Origin of the sequence: Frigoribacterium sp. Leaf186 (genome assembly GCF_001423905.1) — a bacterium.
In the GTDB taxonomy this organism is placed as follows: Bacteria; Actinomycetota; Actinomycetes; order Actinomycetales; family Microbacteriaceae; genus Frigoribacterium.
Genome location: NZ_LMPQ01000001.1, coordinates 432,585 through 453,685, shown reverse-complemented (window position 1 = coordinate 453,685; position 21,101 = coordinate 432,585). Strand labels below are relative to the sequence as shown.

Here is a 21,101-nt window from a genome sequence, read left to right as displayed (position 1 = left end):
GTCGTCGGTGGCGCGACCTACAATCGACACGTGCCCGGCCTGATCAAACGCAACGACATCGACGAGGTCCGGTCGCGCACCAACATCGCCGACATCGTCGGCGACCACGTCACGCTGAAGGGCGCGGGCGTCGGTTCGCTGAAGGGCCTGTGCCCCTTCCACGACGAGCGCAGCCCGAGCTTCCACGTGCGGCCCCAGGTGGGCCGGTACCACTGCTTCGGCTGCGGCGAAGACGGCGACGTCTTCAGCTTCGTGATGAAGACCGACCACACGACCTTCCAAGAGGCCGTCGAGCGCATGGCCGCGCGCATCGGCTTCGAGCTGCACTACGAAGACGGCGGGCAGGCCAGCGACCACGGCAACCGGGCGCGGCTCATCTCGGCGAACGAGGCGGCGCGCGAGTTCTTCGTGGGTCGGCTGACCGCCGCCGACGCCGAGCCGGCGCGGCGGTTCCTCGGTGAGCGGGGCTTCGACCCGGCGGCGGCCGAGCGGTTCGGCGTCGGCTTCGCGCCGAAGTCGTTCGACGCCCTCCGTTCGCACCTCACGGGCCTCGGCTACCGCGACGACGAGCTCGTCACGGCAGGGCTGCTCAGCCAGGGCGACCGCAGCCCGTACGACCGGTTCCGGGGTCGGCTGGTCTGGCCGATCCGAGACGTCACCGGGTCGACCATCGGCTTCGGTGCCCGACGCCTGCTCGACGACGACAAGGGCCCGAAGTACCTCAACACCCCCGAGACGCCGATCTACCACAAGTCCCAGGTGCTCTACGGGCTCGACCTGGCTCGACGCGACATCTCGAAGGGCAAGCAGGTCGTCATCGTCGAGGGCTACACCGACGTCATGGCCTGCCACCTCGCCGGGGTCACGACGGCCGTGGCGACCTGCGGCACGTCGTTCGGCGTCGACCACATCAAGCTGCTGCGCCCCATGCTCGGCGACGTCGGCGGGGCCGACACGTCGACCGGCGGCGAGGTCGTGTTCACCTTCGACCCCGACGAGGCGGGGCAGCGGGCCGCGTCCCGCGCCTTCGCCGAAGAGCAGCGCTTCGCCGCCCAGACCTTCGTCGCGGTGGCCCCGGACGGCCTCGACCCCTGCGACCTCCGGCTGAACCGGGGTGACGACGCCGTGCGGCGACTCGTCTCGACCAAGCGTCCGATGTTCGAGTTCATGATCCGGCGGCTGATCGACGGGCACGACCTCGAGACGGTCGAGGGGCGCGTGTCGGCGCTCCGGGCGGCCGCTCCCGTCGTCGCAGGCATCCGAGACCGGTCGATGACCCAGGGCTACGTGCGGTCGCTGGCGGGTTGGCTGGGGCTCGACCCGGCCGACGTCGCGACGAGCGTCGACGACGCCCGCCGCGCCTCCTCGGCCCAGCACGCGCTCGAGCGGTCGCAACCGAAGAGCGTGTCCGACGGCCGACAGTCCATCACCAGCCTGCCGCCCGTGCCCGACGAACCGGCGGGCCCGAGCCTGCTGACGTTGCCGGGAGACCTCACCACCCGCACCGAACGCGACGCCCTCATGGCGATGCTGCAGCACCCCGCGACGGTGGGCTTCGACCTGATGCAGCGCGCGGCCCGGGCTCGCATCGAGAACAGCGCGCTGGCGGTCGTGCGTGACGCGATCGGGGCCAGCCTCGACCGGTTCGACTCGTCGGACTGGCTCGACGTGGTGCTCGGTCAGACGCCGTCGCCGTTCGACTCGTTGGCGAAAGAACTCGCGATCGCCCCGATCCCCGAGCGCGAGGGGCGAGAGATCACGACGTACTGCCGCGGCATCGTGGTGTCGATCGTCGAACGCGACCTGATCCGCGAGAAGTCCGAGCTGCTGGGCCAGTCGTTCCGCACCGACGTCAAGGCCGAGCCCGAGCGGTGGCGCGAGATCCAGGTCCGCATCGCGGCGGTCGAAGCCGACCGGCGGGCGATCCGGCAAGAGTAGAGGCCGGTGCCCAGGCCCAGGCCCGGGCGCCGGGTCTCCAGCGCGTCCGCCACGGGGCCCGAGGCGACGCCCGGGGGCCGCGTCGGGACGCCCACGCATCGATGGCCGGCGCCCTCCTCGACGACCTGACCAGTTGGCAAGGGTTCGTTGCGAGCCTGTAAACAGTTGCGCGATGAGCCCGTTGCACGCTCGGGTGTGTGTTACCAATGGACGTTCCCCGAAACGGCCGCGTCCACAGCACGGCCCGGGACCCCTTGCACACAGAGAAAGAGGTAACCGGATATGACATCCGACTCCACGCTCGCCCGACGCGCCCTGGCCGTCGTCGGTGGCGCCGCTGCCACCGCGCTCGTCCTCTCGGGCTGCGCCTCCGGTGGTGACGCGACCGACGCCCTCGACGGTCTCAGCATCGGCACGACCGACGTCATCACGTCGCTCGACCCGGCCGGCTCGTACGACAACGGCTCGTTCGCCGTCCAGAACCAGGTGTTCGGCTTCTTGACGAACGCCCCGTACGGCAGCCCCGACGTCGAGCCCGACCTGGCCGAGTCCGCCGAGTTCACGAGCCCGACCGAGTACACGGTCACGCTCAAGGACGGCCTGACCTTCTCGAACGGCAACGCGCTGACCTCGAGCGACGTCAAGTTCAGCTTCGACCGCCAGCTGGCGATCGCCGACCCCAACGGCCCGTCGTCGCTGCTCGGCAACCTGGCCAGCACCGACGCGCCCGACGACACCACCGTCGTCTTCACGCTGAAGTCGGCCGACCAGACCTGGCCGCAGGTGCTCTCGAGCCCCGCCGGCCCGATCGTCGACGAGGACGTCTTCTCGGCGACCGCGCTGACCGACGCCGACGACATCGTCTCGGGCGACGCCTTCTCGGGTCAGTACAAGATCACCGACTACTCGCAGAACGAGACGATCGCCTACGAGGCCAACGACGCCTACGACGGCGTCCTCGGCGCCCCGAAGACCGACTCGGTCACGGCGACGTACTACACCGAAGAGACCGACCTGAAGCTCGCCGTCCAGAACGGCGACGTCGACGTCGCGAACCGCAGCCTCAGCCCCACCGACCTGGCCGACCTGGCCAAGGACGACTCGCTGACGGTGCACAACGGCCCCGGTGGCGAGATCCGTTACCTGGTGTTCAACCTCGACACCATGCCCTTCGGTGCCACGCAGCCCGACGCCGACGCGGCGAAGGCGCTGGCCGTCCGCCAGTCGGTCGCCGACACGGTCGACCGCGAGGCCCTCGCGAAGGACGTCTACAACGACACCTACACGCCGCTCTACTCGGTCGTCCCCGACGGCCTGACCGGTGCGACCAAGCCCCTCGAGGGCCTGTACGGCGACGGTCAGGGCGGCCCCGACGTCGACAAGGCCGCCGAGGCCCTGTCGGCTGCCGGCGTCAGCACCCCGGTGTCGATCGACCTGCAGTACAGCCCCGACCACTACGGTGCGTCGAGCGACGAGGAGTACGCGCTGATCAAGTCGCAGCTCGAGGCGAGCGGCCTGTTCACCGTCAACCTGCAGTCGACCCTGTGGGACACCTACAGCACCGAGCGCCGCGAGGACGCCTACCCCGTGTACCAGCTGGGTTGGTTCCCCGACTTCTCGGACGCCGACAACTACCTGACGCCGTTCTTCAGCGCGGACAACTTCGTCGGCAACCACTACGACAGCCCGACCGTCCAGGGTCTGCTGACGCAGGAGATCGGCGAGCAGGACGCCTCGGCGCGTGAGGCCGTCATCGGTCAGATCCAGGACGCCGTCGCAGCCGACCTGCCCACGCTGCCGCTGCTGCAGGGCACGCAGGTCGTCGTCTCGCAGTCCGACGTCAAGGGCGTGGACGACACGCTCGACGCGTCGTTCAAGTTCCGTTACGGTGCGCTGAGCCGCTGACGCGCCTCCTCGTCCCCTGAGCCCCGCCGGTCCGCCGGCCGGGCTCGGGGGCCGGGGGACTCCGCACCACGGCCGTACGCCGAGGGGGCGACCCGCGACACCGCGGGGCGCCCCCTCCGGCCTGCGACCGGCACCACACCATCGAAAGGCCCAACGACGTGACCCTGATCACCGACGGCTCCCTCACGGCGCCGCCCACCTCGACCCCCGGGAAGTCCCGGGGTTCCGGCGGCGGCGGCCTCGGACGCTACATCGTGGTCCGCGCGATCCTCATCGTGCCGACCGTGTTCATCCTCGTCACGCTCGTGTTCTTCCTGATGCGCGTGGTCGGCAACCCGATCACCGCCTCCGTCGGCGGTCGCCTCACCGAGGCTCAGCTGCAGGAGCGCCTCGCCGCGGCCGGTTACGACCGACCGGTCATCGTGCAGTACCTCGAGTACCTCGGCCAGATCGTCCGCGGCGACTTCGGCACGACCGCGACCGACAACCGCGCCATCAGCGACATCCTGCTGCAGTACGGCAGCGCCACCATCGAGCTGGTCTTCTACGCGCTGATCGTCGCGCTCGTGCTGGGCATCCCGCTCGGCATGCTCGCCGCCTACGTGCGCGACCGCTGGCCCGACGCCATCCTGCGCGTCCTGGCGATCCTCGCCTACGCGACCCCGGTCTTCTTCGCCGGCCTGCTGCTCAAGCTGACCTTCTCGGTCTGGCTCGGCTGGCTGCCCCTCGGCGGCCGCGCCAGCACGCGCGTGGCCATCGCGCTCGGACGGATCGACAACCCGACGGGCATCTACATCGTCGACGCCCTGCGGACGGGCAACTCGACGATCATCACCGACGTCCTGTCGCACGCGGTCCTGCCGGCCCTGGCGCTCGGCGTCCTGACCGCCGGCATCTTCCTGCGACTGGTGCGCACCAACGTGATCGGCACCCTCGGCTCCGAGTACGTCGACGCGGCGCGCTCGCGTGGCGTGAGCGAGTTCCGCCTCGTGCGGGCCCACGCACTCAAGCCGGCACTCATCCCGATCATCACCGTGATGGGCCTGCAGATCGCAATGCTGCTGGGCGGCTCGGTGCTGACCGAGACGACCTTCGGCTGGCGGGGGCTGGGCTTCCAGCTGCAGCAGTACCTGTCCGCCCGCGACTTCGTCGCCGTGCAGGGCATCGTCGCCGTGCTCGCCGTCATCGTCGCCGTGACCAACTTCGTGGTCGACGTGATCGCCGCGCTGATCGACCCCCGGGTGAGGTACTGACCATGACCGACGCAACCGTCGCGGCCGACCGCCGCGAACCCTTCTTCCGGCGCCTCCCCGTCGTGGCCCAGATCCGTCGCTCGGTCGGGCTGCAGCGCGGCATGCTGCTCACCGGCGTCGTCATCGTCGCGGTCTTCGTGCTGCTGGCGGTCTTCGCCCCGCTCATCGCCCCCTACGGCTTCGGCCAGCTGCGTGGTGCCACCGAGGCCTTCCCGCGCCAGGCGCCCCCGTCGGCCGAGCACCTGTGGGGCACCACGGTCGGCGGCTACGACGTGTTCAGCCGCGTCATGTGGGGCACCCGCACCGCGGTGGCCGTCGTCATCGTGGCCGTCGTGCTCTCGATCACCATCGGCGTCACCCTCGGCCTGATCTCGGGCTACCTCGGCGGCTGGCTCGACCGCGTGCTCGTCGTCATCGCCGACGCCGTCTACGCGTTCCCGTCGCTGCTGCTCGCCATCGTCGTCTCGATCGTCATCAGCGGCGGCCAGTCGAGCCTCTGGGGCGGCATCGTCTCGGCCGGCATCTCGATCACCGTGGTCTACGTGCCGCAGTACTTCCGGGTCGTGCGGGCCGAGGCCACCCGGCTGAAGGCCGAGGCCTTCGTCGAGTCCGCGAAGGTCAACGGCAGCAGCACCGGTCGCATCATGTTCAAGCACGTCCTGCGCAACGCGACCCGCAGCCTGCCGCTCATCCTGACGCTCAATGCGTCCGAGGCGATCCTCACCCTGGCGGCCCTGGGGTTCCTCGGCTTCGGCATCGGCCCGACCGCGGCGGCCGAGTGGGGCTACGACCTCAACCGGGCCCTCTCCGACACGGCGAGCGGCATCTGGTGGACCGGCGTCTTCCCGGGTGCGGCGATCGTGCTCATGGTGCTCGGCATCACGCTGATGGGCGAGAGCATGAACGACCTGGCCGACCCGCGCCTCCGGACCCGCCGTCGCGCGAAGCGCAAGACGGGGGCCCCCCGCGCCACCGAGCAGGCACCGACCACGACGAACGACGAGGTGACCGCATGAGCGCCGACACGACCACGACGGGCCGAGCGGCCACCCCTCGCGACGAGCGCCCCGTCGCCGTCGGCATCACCGACCTCGAGGTGACCTTCGCGACCGACGGCGGTGACGTGGCCGCCGTCCAGGGCGTGACCCTCGACGTCCGTGCCGGCGAGGTGCTGGCGATCGTCGGCGAGTCCGGCAGCGGCAAGACGGTGACCGCGAAGACGATCCTCGGCCTGCTGCCCGAGACCGCCGTCGCGACGGGAGCCGTGCTGCTCTCGGGGCAGAACGTGCTCGAGGTCGGTGCGAAGAAGGTGCGCGAACTGCGCGGCACCGACGTCGCCATGGTCTTCCAAGAGCCCTCGACAGCGCTCAACCCCGTCTACACGGTCGGCTGGCAGATCGCCGAGGGCCTGCGGGCCCACGGCAAGGTCGGACGCAAGGAGGCGCGGGTCAAGGCGATCGACATCCTGCGTCGCGTGGGCATCCCCGACCCCGAGACCCGCGTCGACTACTACCCGCACCAGTTCTCGGGCGGGCAGAAGCAGCGCGTGGTGATCGCCATGGCGCTCGTGCTCGACCCGTCGGTGATCGTGGCCGACGAACCGACCACGGCCCTCGACGTGACGGTGCAGGCCGAGATCCTCGACCTGCTGCGCCGCTGCCGCGACGAGTTCGGCACGGCCATCGTGCTGATCACGCACAACATGGGCGTCGTCGCCGACCTCGCCGACCGGGTCGCCGTGATGTACCTCGGCAAGGTGGTCGAGCAGGCCCCGGCCGTCGAGCTCTTCGCGAACCCGCAGGACGACTACACGAAGCGGCTGCTCGGTTCGGTGCCGAAGCTCGAGGCCCGCGGTCACACCCAGCAGGCACAACCGGCCGACAGCGAGGTCGTCGTGCGCGCCCGCGGTCTCGAGATCGAGTACCCGGGGCGCCTCGGTCGCGGCGGGTTCCGGGCCGTCAAGGGCGTCGACTTCACGATCGCCCGCGGCGAGGTGCTCGGGCTGGTCGGCGAGAGCGGTTCGGGCAAGACCACCATCGGGCGGGCCATCGCCGGGCTGACCAAGGTCACGGGCGGCTCGCTCGAGGTGCTGGGCATCGAGATGAACGGCGTGCACGAGCGGGACTTCAAGCCGAAGCGCGCCGACATCGGCTTCGTCTTCCAGGACCCCGCGTCGAGCTTCAACCCGCTGCTCACGATCGCCGAGTGCGTCGCCGAGCCGCTCATCGTGCACGGCCGGGCCAAGGACGCCCGGGCCGCCCGCCCCCGCGTCGACGAGCTGCTCGAGGCGGTCCAGCTGCCGAAGTCGTTCGCGGACCGCTACCCGCACGAGTTGAGCGGCGGCCAGCGTCAGCGGGCGAGCCTCGCCCGCTCGCTCGCCCTCGACCCGACGCTGCTGATCGCCGACGAGCCCACCAGCGCGCTCGACGTGTCGGTCCAGGCCCGCGTGCTCGAGCTGTTCACCGAGCTCCAGTCGCAGCTGGGCTTCGCGGCCCTGTTCATCAGCCACGACCTCGCGGTCGTCAACATGCTGGCCGACCGCATCGGCGTGCTGTTCCACGGCGACCTGATCGAGAGCGGTCCGAACGACCAGGTGCTCGGCGCTCCCGAGCACCCGTACACGCAGCGGCTGCTCGCGTCCCTGCCGGTCCCCGACCCGATCGAGCAGGCGTCGCGGCGAGAGCAGCTGGCCCGGCTGGACCGCGAGGCGGCGGCGGACGAGGCCCGCCCGGCCGGTGACGCCCCCCACGTTGGTGGGGCGGCCTGACGGTGGCCTCCCGCGAGCTCGACCTCGACCAGCCGATCGCCACCGACGACCTCTCGCTGCTCTACCCCGCGCGGGCGGGTCACCCGGCCGTGCGGGCCGTCGACGGCGTGACCCTGCGGGTCGAGCCGGGCGAGATCGTCGCCGTCCTCGGCGAGAGCGGGTCGGGCAAGTCCACGCTCGCGATGGCCCTGGCCGGGCTCACCGGCACCGGGCGCGTCGACGAGGGGCGGCCCCGCCTGGTCGGGGGCACGGCCCGCGTGTTCGGGCAGGACGTCGGCAAGCTGTCGGCCCGACGACGCGACCGGCTCTCGACCATGGTCGGCTACCTGGCCCAGGACGACGGCGAACGCCTCAGCCCCGACCTCACCGTCGGCGAGGCCATCGCCGAGCCGATCTACCTGCGCGACCGGAAGTTCGACCGCACCGAGGCCGGGCGCATCGTCGCGACGCTGGTCGACGGCGTCCACCTGCCGCTCGGCACGATGCTCAAGCAGACCTGGGAGCTCAGCTCGGGCCAACGCCAGCGCGTCGCGCTCGCCCGCAGCCTCGTCCTCGAGCCCCCGCTGCTCATCGCCGACGAGCCCGCGCGAGGGGTCGACGTGCTGGTGCGCCAGGCCGTGCTCGACGTGATCAAGAACCTGCACGAGGGGCGTCAGTTCTCGGCACTCGTCGTGACGTCGTCCGTGGCCGAGGCCCGCGCCATCACCGACCGCGTCGCCGTCATGCGCGGCGGTCGCCTGGTGGGTCTCGGCGACATCGACGACGTGCTGCGCACCGGCATCGACCCCTACGTCAAGGTGCTCTCGCAGACGACCCCGATCGACATCATCCGGCCGGAGGAGCGCGAGGCGTCCCGACGGGCCGCCGACGCGGACGCCCACGCCGACGGCCGCGCCGACCGCACGGGCCCCGAGGCACCGTGACCGCCGGGTCGACCGACGCCGGCGGCGCCGGGGACGCCGCTCAGCCGGCCGGCCCGGGAGGCGCGCGCGGCCACCGCGCGGTCGTCACCGCGGGCCCCGTCCTCACGCCCGGGCGACGCCCGACCCCCGGCCCCGTCTCGGTGGCCCCTCGCGAGACCCCGGTCTTCGTCGAGGCGGTCCGTGCCGGGGGAGCCGAGGTCGTGCCGCTGGGCCCCGACACGCGTGGCCTGGTCTGGCTCTCGTACCGCGACCCTGCGGGCCTCGCCCGCGCCCTGGACGACCACCCCGGCATCGAGTGGGTGCAGCTGCCCTACGCCGGCGTCGACGCCTTCGCCGAGGTGATCGCCGCACGGGCCGACCGGGCCCTGCCCCTCTGGACCAGTGCCAAGGGGGCGTTCGCCGAGCCCGTGGCCGAGCACGCGCTGATGCTCGTGCTGTCGCTGCTGCGGGTCGTCCCGCAGCGCGTCCGGGCGACGTCGTGGGCGACCGAGCAGCAGGGCCGCTCGCTCTACGGGGCCCACGTCGTCATCGTCGGCGCCGGGGGCATCGCGGTCGAGCTGATGCGCCTGCTCGCACCCTTCGACGTGCGGGTCACGATCGTCCGACGATCGGCCGACCCCGTCGCGGGTGCCGATCGGACGGTCGCCGTCGACCACCTCGACGAGGTGTTACCGGGCGCCGACGTCGTCGTGCTCGCTGCGGCCGCGACGCCCGGCACCGCCCGTCTCGTCGACGCGCGTCGGCTCGCGCTGCTCCGCCCGACGGCCGTGCTGGTCAACGTCGCCCGCGGCAGCCTGGTCGACACCGACGCCCTCGTCGACGCCGTCCGGGCCGAACGGCTCTGGGGTGCCGGCGTCGACGTCACCACGCCCGAGCCGCTGCCCGACGGCCACCCGCTGTTCGACGAACCGCGCGTCATCGTGACCCCGCACCAGGCGGACACCCCCGAGATGACGGCGCCCCTGCTCGCCGAACGCATCCGCCACAACGTGCGCGCCTTCGTCGACGGAGGCGAGTTCGTCGGCGTCGTCGACCCGCACGTCGGGTACTGAGGCCCGGCCCACGACGGTCCGACGCGCCGGGTCGCCACCGTGGTCCGTCGGGCCCTCAGATCTTTGCTAGAGTTGTCTCCGCTGTCACGGACGAAGGTCCGAGGCGGTTGCCATTCCTCGATAGCTCAATTGGCAGAGCAGCCGGCTGTTAACCGGCAGGTTGTTGGTTCGAGTCCAACTCGGGGAGCGAAGGCCCAGAGGCTCCACCCTCTGGGCCTTTTCTCTTTCCTGCCGTCGGTGCCGTGCGGCCCGCAGCGGGGATGAGAACGACGGAGGCGCGTCCTGCGGTTCGCAGGACGCGCCTCCGTCGTCTCGGGGTCGGCTCGGGGGCCGTCAGTCCTCGAGGTGGTCGACGCCCGGCAGCCAGGTGCCGCCCGGCTGACCCCAGCCCTTCTTGCGGACGGCCTTGGCCGCCGCCTTGTGGAAGGGGTGCTCGAGCCGGTCGGCGTAGAGCACGCCGTCGAGGTGGTCGTACTCGTGCTGGAAGACGCGGGCGAGCCAGCCCCACGCCTCGATCTCGACCTCGTGGCCGTCGAGGTCGGTGGCGCGCAGCACGACGCCGTCGGCCCGTCGCAGCGGGAACCTCTCGCCGGGCACCGACAGGCACCCCTCGGACTCGGACTCGTCGTCGAGGGGCTCGATCGACAGGGGGCTCTGCCAGAGCGTCGGGTTGATGGCCACGCCCCGCCAGAGCTCGCCGTCGTCGTCGGTCCACGAGTAGACGAAGAGGCGCTTGCCGACGCCCACCTGCGGGCCCGCGAGGCCGACGCCGGGCGCGGCGTCCATGGTCTCGAACATGTCGGCGACGAGGGTGCGCAGGTCGTCGTCGACGACCGTCACCTCGGAGGCGGGGGAGTGGAGCACGGGGTCACCCGTGAGGGAAATCGGTCGAACGGCCATTCGTCCAGACTATCCAGCGCCACGGCGCTAGCGTGGACGCCGTGACGACGGACATCGGGGATCTCACCCAGCAGGTCTCGCTGACCCCCTACCAGGCCCTCGGCATCCCCATCGCCCTGATCGGCGCGGTGTTCCTCTCGATCGGTGCCCAGTTGCAGCACCGCGGGGTCGCCAAGGTCGAACGTCGCATCGGTGCCGCGCAGAGCGGCATGAACGTCCGGCAGGTGCTCGCGCTCGTGGGCCGACCCTCGTGGGTCATGGGCACGCTGCTGCTCGGGCTCGCCATCCTCTTCCAGCTCACCAGCCTGCGCATCGCCCCGCTGCTCGTGGTGCAGCCCCTCGGCGCCGTCGCGCTGGTCATCACGGCGGTCCTCAACTCGCGGTCCACCGGTCGGCGACTCGACCGCCGCGCCAAGCGCGCCATCCTGTTCTGCGTCGGGGGCGTCGGCTTGTTCGTCACGGTCGCGGCGTTCACGGCGATCGAGCCCGAGATCACGACCCGGCAGCTCGTCACCGTGCTCGTCATCCTCGCCGTCGTGGGGGCCGTGCTGGGCATCGCGTTCGCCTTGCTGCGACGCCGGCGCAGCGCGCTCTTCTACATCATCGCCGCCGGGGTGCTCTACGGCTTCGTCGCGACCCTGGCCAAGGTCGTGCTCAACCGCGTCTTCGCGGGCAACTTCGACTGGCTCACGATCGTCTGCATCGTCTTCCTCCTCGCGGCGGGCCTGCTCGGCGGGTACTTCGTGCAGAACGCCTACTCGTCCGGCCCGCCCGACCTCGTCATCGCCGGCCTCACGGTCGTCGACCCGCTCATCGCGGTCGGCATCGGCATCGTCGTGCTGGGCGAGGCGCAGAACGCGCCGCCCGTCGCCGGGGTCTTCTTCGTCATCGCCGCGGCGGTGGCCGTCTACGGCGTGTTCCAGCTCGCCAAATACCATCCGCAGACCCGAGCCTGAGCTAGCGTGGGGTCGTCGCGACCGACGGCTCCACCACCCGTCGACCGCGTGACGCGCCACACCGGCCACCGAGCACGAGAAAGACGCCACGAACCGTGACCACCGCCCCGACGCCCTCGGAACCCGGCCGCCCCGTCGACGCAGGCTCGGCGGACGACGCCACCCGCGCCTCCTCGGGCTCGTCCGACCGCCTGACCGTCCTGATCGCCGGGGACACGTTCCCGCCCGACGTCAACGGCGCGGCCAACTTCACCGAACGGCTCGCCGTCGGGCTCGCGCAGCGCGGCCACGACGTGCACCTCATGGTGCCGGCGGCGAGCCGACACCACGGCACCTTCTTCGAACAGCACGGCGGCGTCACCCTGACCGTGCACCGGCTCTACTCGACGCGCTGGCCGCTGCACGACTGGCTGCGCTTCGCGACGCCGTGGCGGGTGCAGGAGCACGCCGAGAAGATCTTCGACGAGATCCACCCCGACGTCGTCCACATCCAGTCGCACATCGTCATGGGCCGCGGGGTCGCCCAGGTCGCCGAGCGCCGCGGCGTCCGCATCGTCGCGACGAACCACTTCATGCCCGAGAACCTGCTCGAGCACACCGGCCTGCCGAAGGGCTTGCGCGCGAAGGCCACCCAGATCGCCTGGAACGACGCCAGCAAGACGTTCCACAAGGCCGCCGCGATCACGACGCCCACGCAGAAGGCCGCGACGTTCCTCGAGAAGTCCGTGGCTGTCACCGGCGTCCTGGCCGTCTCGTGCGGCATCGACGCCAGCCACTACACCGCCCTCACCACCCGACCCGAGGCGAACCGCATCGTGTTCGTGGGCCGCGTCACCGCCGAGAAGCAGATCGACGTGTTGCTCCGCGCCATGACGTTGCTCGACCCCGCGCTCGGAGCCACCCTGACCATCGTCGGCGGCGGCGACCTCTTCAAGCAGTTGCAGGCGACCAGCCGTGACCTGGGGCTCGCCGACGTCGTCACGTTCGCCGGCTACCTCTCCGACGACGAGCTGCGCCGCACGCTCACCGAGTCGACGGTGTTCGCGATGCCGTCGATCGCCGAGCTGCAGAGCATCGCCAGCCTCGAGGCGATGGCGTCGGGCCTGCCCATCGTCGTGGCCGACGCCATGGCGCTGCCTCACCTGGTCGACGAAGGCGAGAACGGCTACCTGTTCGAGCCGGGCGACAGCCGCGACCTCGCCGGCAAGCTCACGACGGTGCTGACGAAGAGCGACGACGACTACCTCGCCATGCGCCGGGCGAGCCTCAAGATGATCGAGGGGCACGACATCGAGCGCACCTTGAGCGTGTTCGAGAGCCTGTATCGTGGTCAGCCGGTGGTCCCCTCCACCGACGCGGCGTCCGACCGCGCGCACTGACGGTCGACCGCGGCACCGCCCCGGCCGACCCCGGCTCGCGCCGGTGGGTCGACGCGAGGGGCGGTAGCTCAGCCGGTTAGAGCAGTCGACTCATAATCGATCGGTCACGGGTTCAAGTCCCGTCCGCCCTACCCGTCGTGCCGCGGCGGCCGGCCGCCGGTGCCGGCGACGCCCGGCCTCGGGGCTGCTGGGAGCTCCGCCGTGTCGTGGCACCACGCCGGCCGTGCATGGCACGATGTCGACCATGTTCACCAAACGGCCCCGACGGCCCGAGGGCGACCCCGACCCCGACGCCTGGGGCGGCGACCCCTGGGGCGACCCTTCGGACGACGACGGGCGACCCGGCCCGCCGCGCATGGGGGTCGGGGCGCAGGTGTACGTGCTCGACTCCGACGAAGACCCCGCCACGCCCTTCCCGTACGGTCCGACCGGCATCGTCGTCCGGGCCGGTGGCAGCGCCTGGCAAGGCGTCTCGGCCATCGGCGGCTCGGCCCGCACCTGGTGGGTCGAGTTCGACTCGCCCCAGATCGACCGCGACGGCGACGGGCCCGTGTCGCAGGCCCAGGTCGCCGAGCGGTGGCTGCGCCTCGCCCCCCTCGCCTGAACGGCCGCCCACCGCCCGGCCCGACCCGCCCCGCCCCGCCCCGATCCGTCGCACCCCGTCGCACTTCGCCGCGAGCTTGCCGCCGCCGTGCGGGTAACTCCTTCTTCCTGCTGCGCTCTTCCGGGCGGGCCCCGCGTTTCCGGGCCCGGGCGACCGGGGTGCGACACCAGCCCTGCATTGCCGACGCGGTGCAGTCCACACGAGAGGCCAAGACTCGGCCTGTGCGGCGTCACCCGCTGCGCGTTCCCGTCAGCAGTCGAGCACCACGGGAATGCCGCGCCCCACCACGCGGTTCACCGAAGTGCATGCAAACGCATGTAGATGTTCTAAGGTGGAGCAATGCAGTTCGGAATCTTCAGCGTCGGCGACATCACGACCGACCCGACCACCGGCGTCACCCCGACCGAGGGCGAGCGCCTCAGGGCGATGGTCACGATCGCCAAGAAGGCCGAAGAGGTCGGTCTCGACGTCTACGCCGCCGGCGAGCACCACAACCCGCCCTTCGTGAACTCGAGCCCGACGACGTTGCTGGCCTACATCGCCGCGCAGACCGAGCGCATCGTGCTGAGCACCGCCACCACCCTCATCACGACGAACGACCCGGTGAAGATCGCCGAGGACTTCGCCCTGCTGCAGCACCTCGCGGGTGGCCGCGTCGACCTGACGCTCGGCCGGGGCAACACGGGCCCGGTCTACCCGTGGTTCGGCAAGGACATCCGTCAGGGCATCAACCTGGCCATCGAGAACTACGCCCTGCTGCACCGACTCTGGCGTGAGGACGTCGTCGACTGGAAGGGCCACTTCCGCACCCCGTTGCAGGGCTTCACGGCGACCCCCCGCCCCCTCGACGGCGTCGCCCCCTTCGTCTGGCACGGCTCGATCCGCAGCCCCGAGATCGCCGAGCAGGCCGCCTACTACGGCGACGGCTTCTTCGCGAACCACATCTTCTGGCCCGCCTCGCACACGAAGCAGATGGTCGAGCTCTACCGCACCCGGTTCGAGCACCACGGCCACGGCCGCGCCGACCAGGCGATCGTCGGCCTCGGCGGCCAGGTCTTCCTGGCCAAGAACTCGCAGGACGCCAAGCGGACCTTCCGACCGTACTTCGACAACGCTCCGGTCTACGGTCACGGCCCGAGCATGGAGGACTTCACGAGCCAGACCCCCCTCACGGTCGGCAGCCCGCAGGAGGTCATCGACCGCACCCTCGGCTTCCGTGACTACGTCGGCAACTACCAGCGCCAGCTCTTCCTGATGGACCACGCCGGCCTGCCGCTCAAGACGGTCCTCGAGCAGCTCGACATCCTCGGCAGCGAGGTGGTGCCCGTCCTGCGCCGCGAGTTCGCGGCGAACCGTCCCGCCGACGTGCCCGACGCCCCCACGCACGCCTCGCTCGTCGAGGCCGCGGCCCGCACGGCGGAGTCCGCCACCGCACCCACCGCGCACGACGCCCTGGTCGCGTCGTCCGCTCGCTGAGGACCGCAGGAGGCGCGGCATGAGCACCAAGAAGATCGTCGCCCTGTCCGCCGGGCTGAGCCAGCCGTCGTCCACCCGCCTGCTCGCCGACCGCCTCGTCGAGGCCACGACGCGTGACCTCGTCGGTCGCGGGTCGTTCGTCGAGGTCGAGGTGGTCGACCTGCGCGACCTCGCGCACGAGGTGACCGACGCGATGCTGACCGGCTTCGCGCCTCCTGCCCTCGCGAAGGCCCTCGAGGAGGTGGCGACCGCCGACGGCGTCATCGCGGTCACGCCCGTGTTCTCGTCGTCGTACAGCGGCTTGTTCAAATCGTTCGTCGACGTGCTCGACCGCAAGGCGTTGACCGGCACGCCCGTGCTGATCGCGGCGACCGGGGGCACGGCCCGGCACTCGCTCGCCCTCGAGTACGCGGTGCGTCCGCTCTTCGCCTACCTACAGGCCATCGTCGTGCCGACCTCGGTGTTCGCGGCGTCCGAGGACTGGGGCGAGGGCGACGGCACCTCGACGACGCTGCCCGAGCGCGTCACGCGTGCCGCGGGGGAGTTCGCCGAGCTGGTCGACCGGCACCAGGGCGGCGCGGACGACCCGTTCGCGACCGTCGTCCCGTTCGACGAGCAGCTCCGTCGCCTCGCCGTGCGCGGCGACGACCCGCAGTCCTGAGCCGCCGGACGAGGAGGCGCGGTGCAGGCCTCGAGCCCGTGCCGTGCGTCGGGGCATGAACCGAGCCTCCTCGGCGTTCACCCCCGTCAGACCCCAGGAGGAACGATGACCGACGTCACGCCCGAGAACCACGGCGGGAGCCGAGCCGACGACGCGTCCGGCACGGCGGCCGGCCAGGCCGGACTCGACCGCTTCCACGCCCTGCGCCGCACCCGCGCCGTCTCGGCGCAGGGCCCCTTGGCCCTGACCGGAACGCAGTGGGTCGACCACGAGCAGACGGTCTGGGGCGTGCCGGGTCGCTGGGCTCCGACGCCGCAGGGCGTGTCGGGGCTGGCCCTCACGGCGACCGCCGCGGACGGCATCCACATCGACGGGGACCTCGTCGACGGCACCGTGATCGTGGCCGGGGACGACGCGATGACGCCGAGTGCGCTCAGGTTCTCGGCCACGACGACCGGCACGGTGATCGCGAACGACGACCACACGGGCTACGCACTACGCGTCTGGGACTCGGCCTCGGACGCCGTCACGGGGTTCGGGTCGATCGACGCGTTCCCGTTCGACCCCGACTGGGTGGTCACGGCCGACTTCGTGCCGACCGCGCCCGACGCGCAGATCGACATCCGCCACCAGAAGGACCTCGAGTTGAGCCGACCGAAGCCGCTGCCGGGGCTCATCCGGTTCACGCGTGACGGGGTCGACCACGAGCTCGCGGCGTTCCCGTCGGGGGACGGCGACCGGTTGCAGCTCGTCTTCGGCGACGCGACCAACGGTGACAGCACGTACTCGGTCGGGCGGTTCCTCTTCCCGACCCCGAACGGCGACGGCACCATCACGCTCGACTTCAACCGGGCCGTCCTGCCGCCCTGCGCCTTCTCGTACGCCTTCAACTGCCCGATCCCGCCCGCCCAGAACCGCTTCACGGTGCCGATCGAGGCGGGCGAGAAGAACGTCGTGGACGTCGCCGGGCAGCCCCTGCACTAGGCGCGGGCCGTCGGTGACGGCCTGGGGCGTCGGCCCGCGGTGCCCTGCGGTGTCGGCCGGCGGCGGCCCTGCGGTGTCGGCCGGCGGCGGCCCGCGGTGTCGGCCCGCGGTGGGATGATCGGACCGTGTTCTTCCTGCTGCGTCGCCTGCCCGACGGCGACGTCGAGCTGACCCGCTTCGAGCGCGGACCGTCGGGCCGGCTCGAGGTGGCGGGCGTCGAGACGATCGCGGCGGCCGACCTGGCGCCCCGGGTCGCCCGGCTCGAGCACGACCACTCGCCCCGCTGGGTCTGGGACGACACCCCGCGGTGGTACCCGCGCCTCCTCGACGCCGGGGTGACGGTGGCCCGCTGCGTCGACCTGCGGCTCGTCCACGCCGTCCTGAGGGCGTCGACGGCGACGCCCGGGTTCGCGTCAGGTGGACCCCGACCGGGGCCCTGGGACGTCGCCCAGGCGGCACCTGGCGAGTCGGACGGCCTGTTCGAGGTCGTGCCCGACTCGCTGCCCGACCCGGTGGGCGAGTTCGTGGCGCAGCGCGAGGCCGTCGAGGCGTCGCCGACGCGCGGCCGGCTCGAACTGCTCGTCGCCGCGGAGTCGACCGGGGCGCTGATCGCCGTGGAGATGCGGCACCGGGGCATCCCGTGGTCGCCGCGGGTGCACGACGAGCTGCTCACCGCCGCCCTCGGGCCGCGGCCGTCGCCGGGCGAGCGCCCGGCCCGCATGCGCACGGCCCTCGACGAGGTGCGGCGGGCCCTCGGCGCCCCCGACCTCAACCCGGACTCCCCGGCCGAGCTGGTCAAGGCGCTCAACCGGGCAGGCGTCCTCGTCCAGTCGACCCGTCAGTGGGAGCTCCAACGGCACGAGCACCCCGCGATCGAGCCCCTTCTCCGCTACAAGAAGATGCAGCGGCTGCTCGTGGCCAACGGGTGGACCTGGCTCGACGCCTGGGTGCGCGACGGACGCTTCCGGCCCGACTACGTGCCCGGCGGCGTCGTCACCGGCCGCTGGGCCACCAGCGGAGGAGGCGCGCTGCAGTTGCCGAGGGCGGTCCGCGGTGCCGTCGTGGCCGACCCCGGCTGGCGGCTCGTGGTGGCCGACGCCTCGCAGCTCGAGCCGCGCATCTTGACCGGGCTGTCCGGCGACCGGGCGATGGCCCGGGCGGGGGCGGGCGACCTCTACGAGGGCATCGTCGCCAGCGGCGCCGTCGCGTCGCGGGCCGAGGCGAAGGTGGCGATGCTGGGCGCCATGTACGGCGCGACGCAGGGCGAGAGCGGTCGGCTCGTGCCGCGCCTGGCCCGACGGTTCCCCGACGCGATGGCGCTGGTCGAGGCCGCGGCCCGCACGGGCGAGGCCGGGGGAGTCGTCGACACGCTGCTCGGGCGAAGCTCGCCGCGGCCGTCCGACGACCCGGGCGCCGTCGGGGACGTCGGGGTCGCCGCCGGCGCCCTCCCGCCCGAGATGGGCGTGCGCCCGGCCGACCGCGACGCCCGCTCGTGGGGACGCTTCACCCGCAACTTCGTCGTGCAGGGGACGGCGGCCGAGTGGGCCCTGTGCTGGATGGGCGCCCTCCGTCGACGTCTGCACGCCCGGTGGGGCGCCGCGCTCGACGCACCGCACCTCGTGTTCTTCCTGCATGACGAGGTCGTCGTGCACGCCCCCGCGGCGGTGGCCGACGAGGTGGCCGTCCTGGTGACCGAGAGCGCGGTCGAGGCCGGGCGCTTGCTGTTCGGTGACGCACCCGTGGCGTTCCCGGTGACGGTCGCCGTCGTCGACGACTACTCGCAGGCGAAGTGACGCCCGGGGCCCGAAGGACGAACCGCCCATCACCCACGACGACCCGCCCGGGGCAGTGATCGCGTTCGCAGGTGTTACACAGTTGTGATTTCTCAGCTGGGTCGGTCATACTTCACAGAACGGGCTCCGGTCCGTGAGTCATCGGGCCCCGGCCCGCACAATCGAAGAACGCACACGAGTCACGTCTGACAGGTCGATGGGGAAGTCGCACCTGAACCAGATGGAGGAATCGTGGCTGCTGCAACCGCTCGGGGAGTGCTCTACGTGCACTCGTCCCCTCGTGCACTGTGCCCACACGTCGAGTGGGCCGTCGGTCGTGCCCTCGGGCACGGCGTGAACTTCGCCTGGGTCGACCAGCCCGTGCTGCCCGGCGCCCAGCGCACCGAGTTCTCGTGGCAGGGCGATGAGGGCTCCGGCGCCCGCATCGCCTCGGCCCTCCGGGGCTGGGAGCACCTGCGCTACGAGGTGACCGAAGATCCCGGCGAGGCCACCGACGGCGGCCGCTGGATGCACTCGCCCGACCTCGGGGTGTTCTTCGCTCAGACCGACACGGCGGGCAACACCGTGATCCCCGAGGACCGCATCCGCTACGCCATGGAGATCGCCGGGTCGAACGCCCTCGAACTGCACCGCGAACTGCGTCTCGCTCTTGGGCAGGCGTGGGACGACGAGCTCGAACCCTTCCGCTACAGCGGCGAGGGCAACCCCGTCGTCTGGCTGCACAAGGTCGGCTGACCCGCCACCGCTCGGGCGCGGTGCGCCCCGAGCGGCCGGGTGACGACGCAGGAGGCGCGGGTGGCGTGATCACGCCACCCGCGCCTCCTGCGTTCTCGCCTGGGGTCAGACCGAACGGAACCCGACGACGGCGTTGTGGCCGCCGAAGCCGAACGAGTTGCTGATCGCGACGATCTCGCCGTCGGGGAGGCGGCGGGGCTCGTCGACGACGACGTCCATGTCGATCTCGTCGTCCATCTGCGTGACGTTGATGGTCTGCGGGGCGAGGCGTTCGTGCAGGGCCTTGACGGTGAACAGTGCCTCGATGCCGCCGGCACCACCGAGCAGGTGGCCGGTGGCCGCCTTCGTCGCCGAGACGATCAGCTTCGAGGTGTGGTCGCCGAAGACGCGCTTGATGGCGTGGTACTCGGCGATGTCGCCGACGGGCGTGCTCGTCGCGTGCGCGTTGACGTGGACGACCTGGTCGCGGTCGACCCCGGCGTTCTCGAGCGTCGCGATGACGGCCCGGGCGGCCCCGGTGCCCTCGGGGTCGGGAGCCGTGATGTGGTACGAGTCGCTCGTGACCGCGCCGCCGATCAGCTCGGCGTAGATGCGGGCCCCACGGGCGAGGGCGTGCTCTTCGGTCTCGAGGACGAGGGCGGCGCCGCCCTCGGCGAGGACGAAGCCGTCGCGCGTCACGTCGTACGGACGCGAGGCGGTGGCCGGGTCGTCGTTGCGCTTCGAGAGGGCCTGCATGGCGGCGAACGAGGCCATGGGCATCGGGTGGATCGCCGCCTCGGACCCGCCGGCGACGGCGATGTCGGCGAGGCCCGACTGCAGGTGCTCGTAGGCCATCGCGATCGACTCGGTGCTGGAGGCGCAGGCCGAGACGACCGTGCGGGCGCCGGCGCGCGCGCCCAGGCTCATCGAGATGGCCGCGGCGGGCCCGTTCGGCATGAGCATGGGCACGGTCATCGGCAGGACGCGACGGGGGCCCTTCTCGCGCAGCGTGTCCCAGCCGTCGAGGAGGGTCCAGACGCCGCCGATGCCGGTGGCCCAGTCGACGATGAAGCGCTCGGGGACGACCTCGGGCGAGCCGGCGTCGGCCCAGGCCTCGCGGGCGGCGGTCAGGGCGAACTGGCTCGAGGGGTCGAGTCGCTTGGTCTCGCGACGGTCGAGCACGTCGGCCGAGGGCGTGCGGGCCTGCCCGGCGAAGGTGACGGGCAGGTCGTACTTGGCGACCCAGTCCTGCTCGAGCGTGGTGATGCCCGACTGGCCGGCGAGCAGGTTCTGCCAGGTCTCGGTGGCGGTGCCACCGAGCGGGCTCGTGGCTCCGAGCCCGGTGACGACGATCTTCTTGGTCATTGACGTTCCTTCTGGGAGGGCCGATCGGTGGGGGCCGATGTACGACGACGCCGTGACCCGGGCGGCAGCCGAGGCTGGTGGCGGAGGGTCGACGGCGTCGAGGGCACAGCGGCGGGGCCCGGTCGCCGCGTGGGCGACCGGGCAGCCGACGTCTTAGTTCTGCGCCTTGTGGATGTACGTGACGGCGTCGCCGACGGTCTTGAGGTTCTTGACCTCTTCGTCGGGGATCTTGACGTCGAACTTCTCTTCGGCGTTGACGACGATCGTCATCATCGAGATCGAGTCGATGTCGAGGTCGTCGGTGAACGACTTGTCCATCTCGACGGTGTCGGTGGCGATCCCGGTCTCGTCGTTGACGAGCTCGGCGAGGCCGGCGAGGACTTCTTCGGTGGACAGTGCCATGGTGTTGTCTCCTTGAGGGGGTGTCGTTG

18 protein-coding genes and 2 tRNA genes are annotated in these 21,101 nt (G+C 71.8%); 17 read left to right on the top strand and 3 right to left on the bottom strand.

Annotation, left to right across the window (positions count from 1 at the left end; genetic code table 11):
• The first annotated feature begins 30 nt into the window (after positions 1-30).
• From dnaG to ASG05_RS02075, 8 genes are all read left to right on the top strand, one after another.
• Positions 31-1,938 (top strand): DNA primase, encoded by a 1,908-nt coding sequence (dnaG, locus tag ASG05_RS02110; protein ID WP_056256763.1) that lies wholly within the window; start codon positions 31-33, stop codon positions 1,936-1,938.
• A gap of 282 nt (positions 1,939-2,220) precedes the next feature.
• Entirely contained in the window at positions 2,221-3,843 is a 1,623-nt protein-coding gene (locus ASG05_RS02105) for an ABC transporter substrate-binding protein (protein ID WP_056256761.1), read from the top strand.
• Between the two features lie 158 nt (positions 3,844-4,001).
• Entirely contained in the window at positions 4,002-5,096 is a 1,095-nt protein-coding gene (locus tag ASG05_RS02100; RefSeq protein ID WP_056256758.1) for an ABC transporter permease, read from the top strand.
• Positions 5,097-5,098: 2 nt separating this feature from the next.
• The gene (locus tag ASG05_RS02095; protein WP_056256755.1) at positions 5,099-6,112 is read left to right on the top strand and encodes an ABC transporter permease; all 1,014 of its coding nucleotides are present in this window, start codon (positions 5,099-5,101) and stop codon (positions 6,110-6,112) included.
• On the top strand, positions 6,109-7,863 hold the full coding sequence (locus tag ASG05_RS02090; protein WP_082486218.1) for an ABC transporter ATP-binding protein: 1,755 nt from the start codon (positions 6,109-6,111) through the stop codon (positions 7,861-7,863). The genes ASG05_RS02095 and ASG05_RS02090 overlap by 4 nt, the downstream gene beginning before the upstream one ends.
• Before the next feature lie 2 nt (positions 7,864-7,865).
• Positions 7,866-8,786 carry an ATP-binding cassette domain-containing protein gene (locus ASG05_RS02085; RefSeq protein ID WP_235491358.1) on the top strand — a complete coding sequence of 307 codons (921 nt, stop codon included), beginning with the start codon at positions 7,866-7,868 and terminating at the stop codon, positions 8,784-8,786.
• On the top strand, positions 8,783-9,838 hold the full coding sequence (locus ASG05_RS02080) for a D-isomer specific 2-hydroxyacid dehydrogenase family protein (RefSeq protein ID WP_082486217.1): 1,056 nt from the start codon (positions 8,783-8,785) through the stop codon (positions 9,836-9,838). Before ASG05_RS02085 ends, ASG05_RS02080 begins: the two co-directional genes overlap by 4 nt.
• A 114-nt stretch (positions 9,839-9,952) precedes the next feature.
• A tRNA-Asn gene (locus tag ASG05_RS02075) sits at positions 9,953-10,025 on the top strand.
• Positions 10,026-10,171: 146 nt separating this feature from the next.
• Here the strand turns inward: ASG05_RS02075 and def are convergent.
• Positions 10,172-10,738, bottom strand: a complete 567-nt coding sequence (def, locus tag ASG05_RS02070) for a peptide deformylase (protein ID WP_056256752.1) — start codon at positions 10,736-10,738, stop codon at positions 10,172-10,174.
• A 41-nt stretch (positions 10,739-10,779) separates the two neighbouring features.
• Between def and ASG05_RS02065 the strand changes: the two genes are divergently transcribed.
• From ASG05_RS02065 to ASG05_RS02025, 9 genes are all read left to right on the top strand, one after another.
• Entirely contained in the window at positions 10,780-11,694 is a 915-nt protein-coding gene (locus ASG05_RS02065) for a DMT family transporter (protein WP_056258263.1), read from the top strand.
• Between the two features lie 95 nt (positions 11,695-11,789).
• Positions 11,790-13,073 carry a glycosyltransferase gene (locus ASG05_RS02060; protein WP_056256750.1) on the top strand — a complete coding sequence of 428 codons (1,284 nt, stop codon included), beginning with the start codon at positions 11,790-11,792 and terminating at the stop codon, positions 13,071-13,073.
• Between the two features lie 57 nt (positions 13,074-13,130).
• A tRNA-Ile gene (locus ASG05_RS02055) sits at positions 13,131-13,204 on the top strand.
• A gap of 113 nt (positions 13,205-13,317) precedes the next feature.
• Positions 13,318-13,677, top strand: a complete 360-nt coding sequence (locus ASG05_RS02050; protein WP_157490019.1) for a hypothetical protein — start codon at positions 13,318-13,320, stop codon at positions 13,675-13,677.
• Positions 13,678-14,016: 339 nt separating this feature from the next.
• Positions 14,017-15,153, top strand: coding sequence for an LLM class flavin-dependent oxidoreductase (locus ASG05_RS02045; protein ID WP_056256746.1), 1,137 nt, complete (start codon positions 14,017-14,019; stop codon positions 15,151-15,153).
• A gap of 19 nt (positions 15,154-15,172) precedes the next feature.
• Positions 15,173-15,814 (top strand): FMN reductase, encoded by a 642-nt coding sequence (locus ASG05_RS02040; RefSeq protein WP_056256744.1) that lies wholly within the window; start codon positions 15,173-15,175, stop codon positions 15,812-15,814.
• A gap of 105 nt (positions 15,815-15,919) precedes the next feature.
• Positions 15,920-16,798 carry a DUF1684 domain-containing protein gene (locus ASG05_RS02035; protein WP_082486216.1) on the top strand — a complete coding sequence of 293 codons (879 nt, stop codon included), beginning with the start codon at positions 15,920-15,922 and terminating at the stop codon, positions 16,796-16,798.
• Positions 16,799-16,923: 125 nt separating this feature from the next.
• On the top strand, positions 16,924-18,591 hold the full coding sequence (locus ASG05_RS02030; RefSeq protein WP_255354533.1) for a bifunctional 3'-5' exonuclease/DNA polymerase: 1,668 nt from the start codon (positions 16,924-16,926) through the stop codon (positions 18,589-18,591).
• 231 nt (positions 18,592-18,822) lie between these two features.
• The gene (locus ASG05_RS02025; RefSeq protein WP_056256741.1) at positions 18,823-19,326 is read left to right on the top strand and encodes a DUF3145 domain-containing protein; all 504 of its coding nucleotides are present in this window, start codon (positions 18,823-18,825) and stop codon (positions 19,324-19,326) included.
• A gap of 105 nt (positions 19,327-19,431) precedes the next feature.
• Here the strand turns inward: ASG05_RS02025 and ASG05_RS02020 are convergent, their stop codons facing one another.
• Positions 19,432-20,670, bottom strand: a complete 1,239-nt coding sequence (locus tag ASG05_RS02020) for a beta-ketoacyl synthase (protein ID WP_056256738.1) — start codon at positions 20,668-20,670, stop codon at positions 19,432-19,434.
• 153 nt (positions 20,671-20,823) lie between these two features.
• The gene (locus ASG05_RS02015) at positions 20,824-21,072 is read right to left on the bottom strand and encodes an acyl carrier protein (RefSeq protein WP_043592609.1); all 249 of its coding nucleotides are present in this window, start codon (positions 21,070-21,072) and stop codon (positions 20,824-20,826) included.
• Positions 21,073-21,101 lie beyond the last annotated feature (29 nt).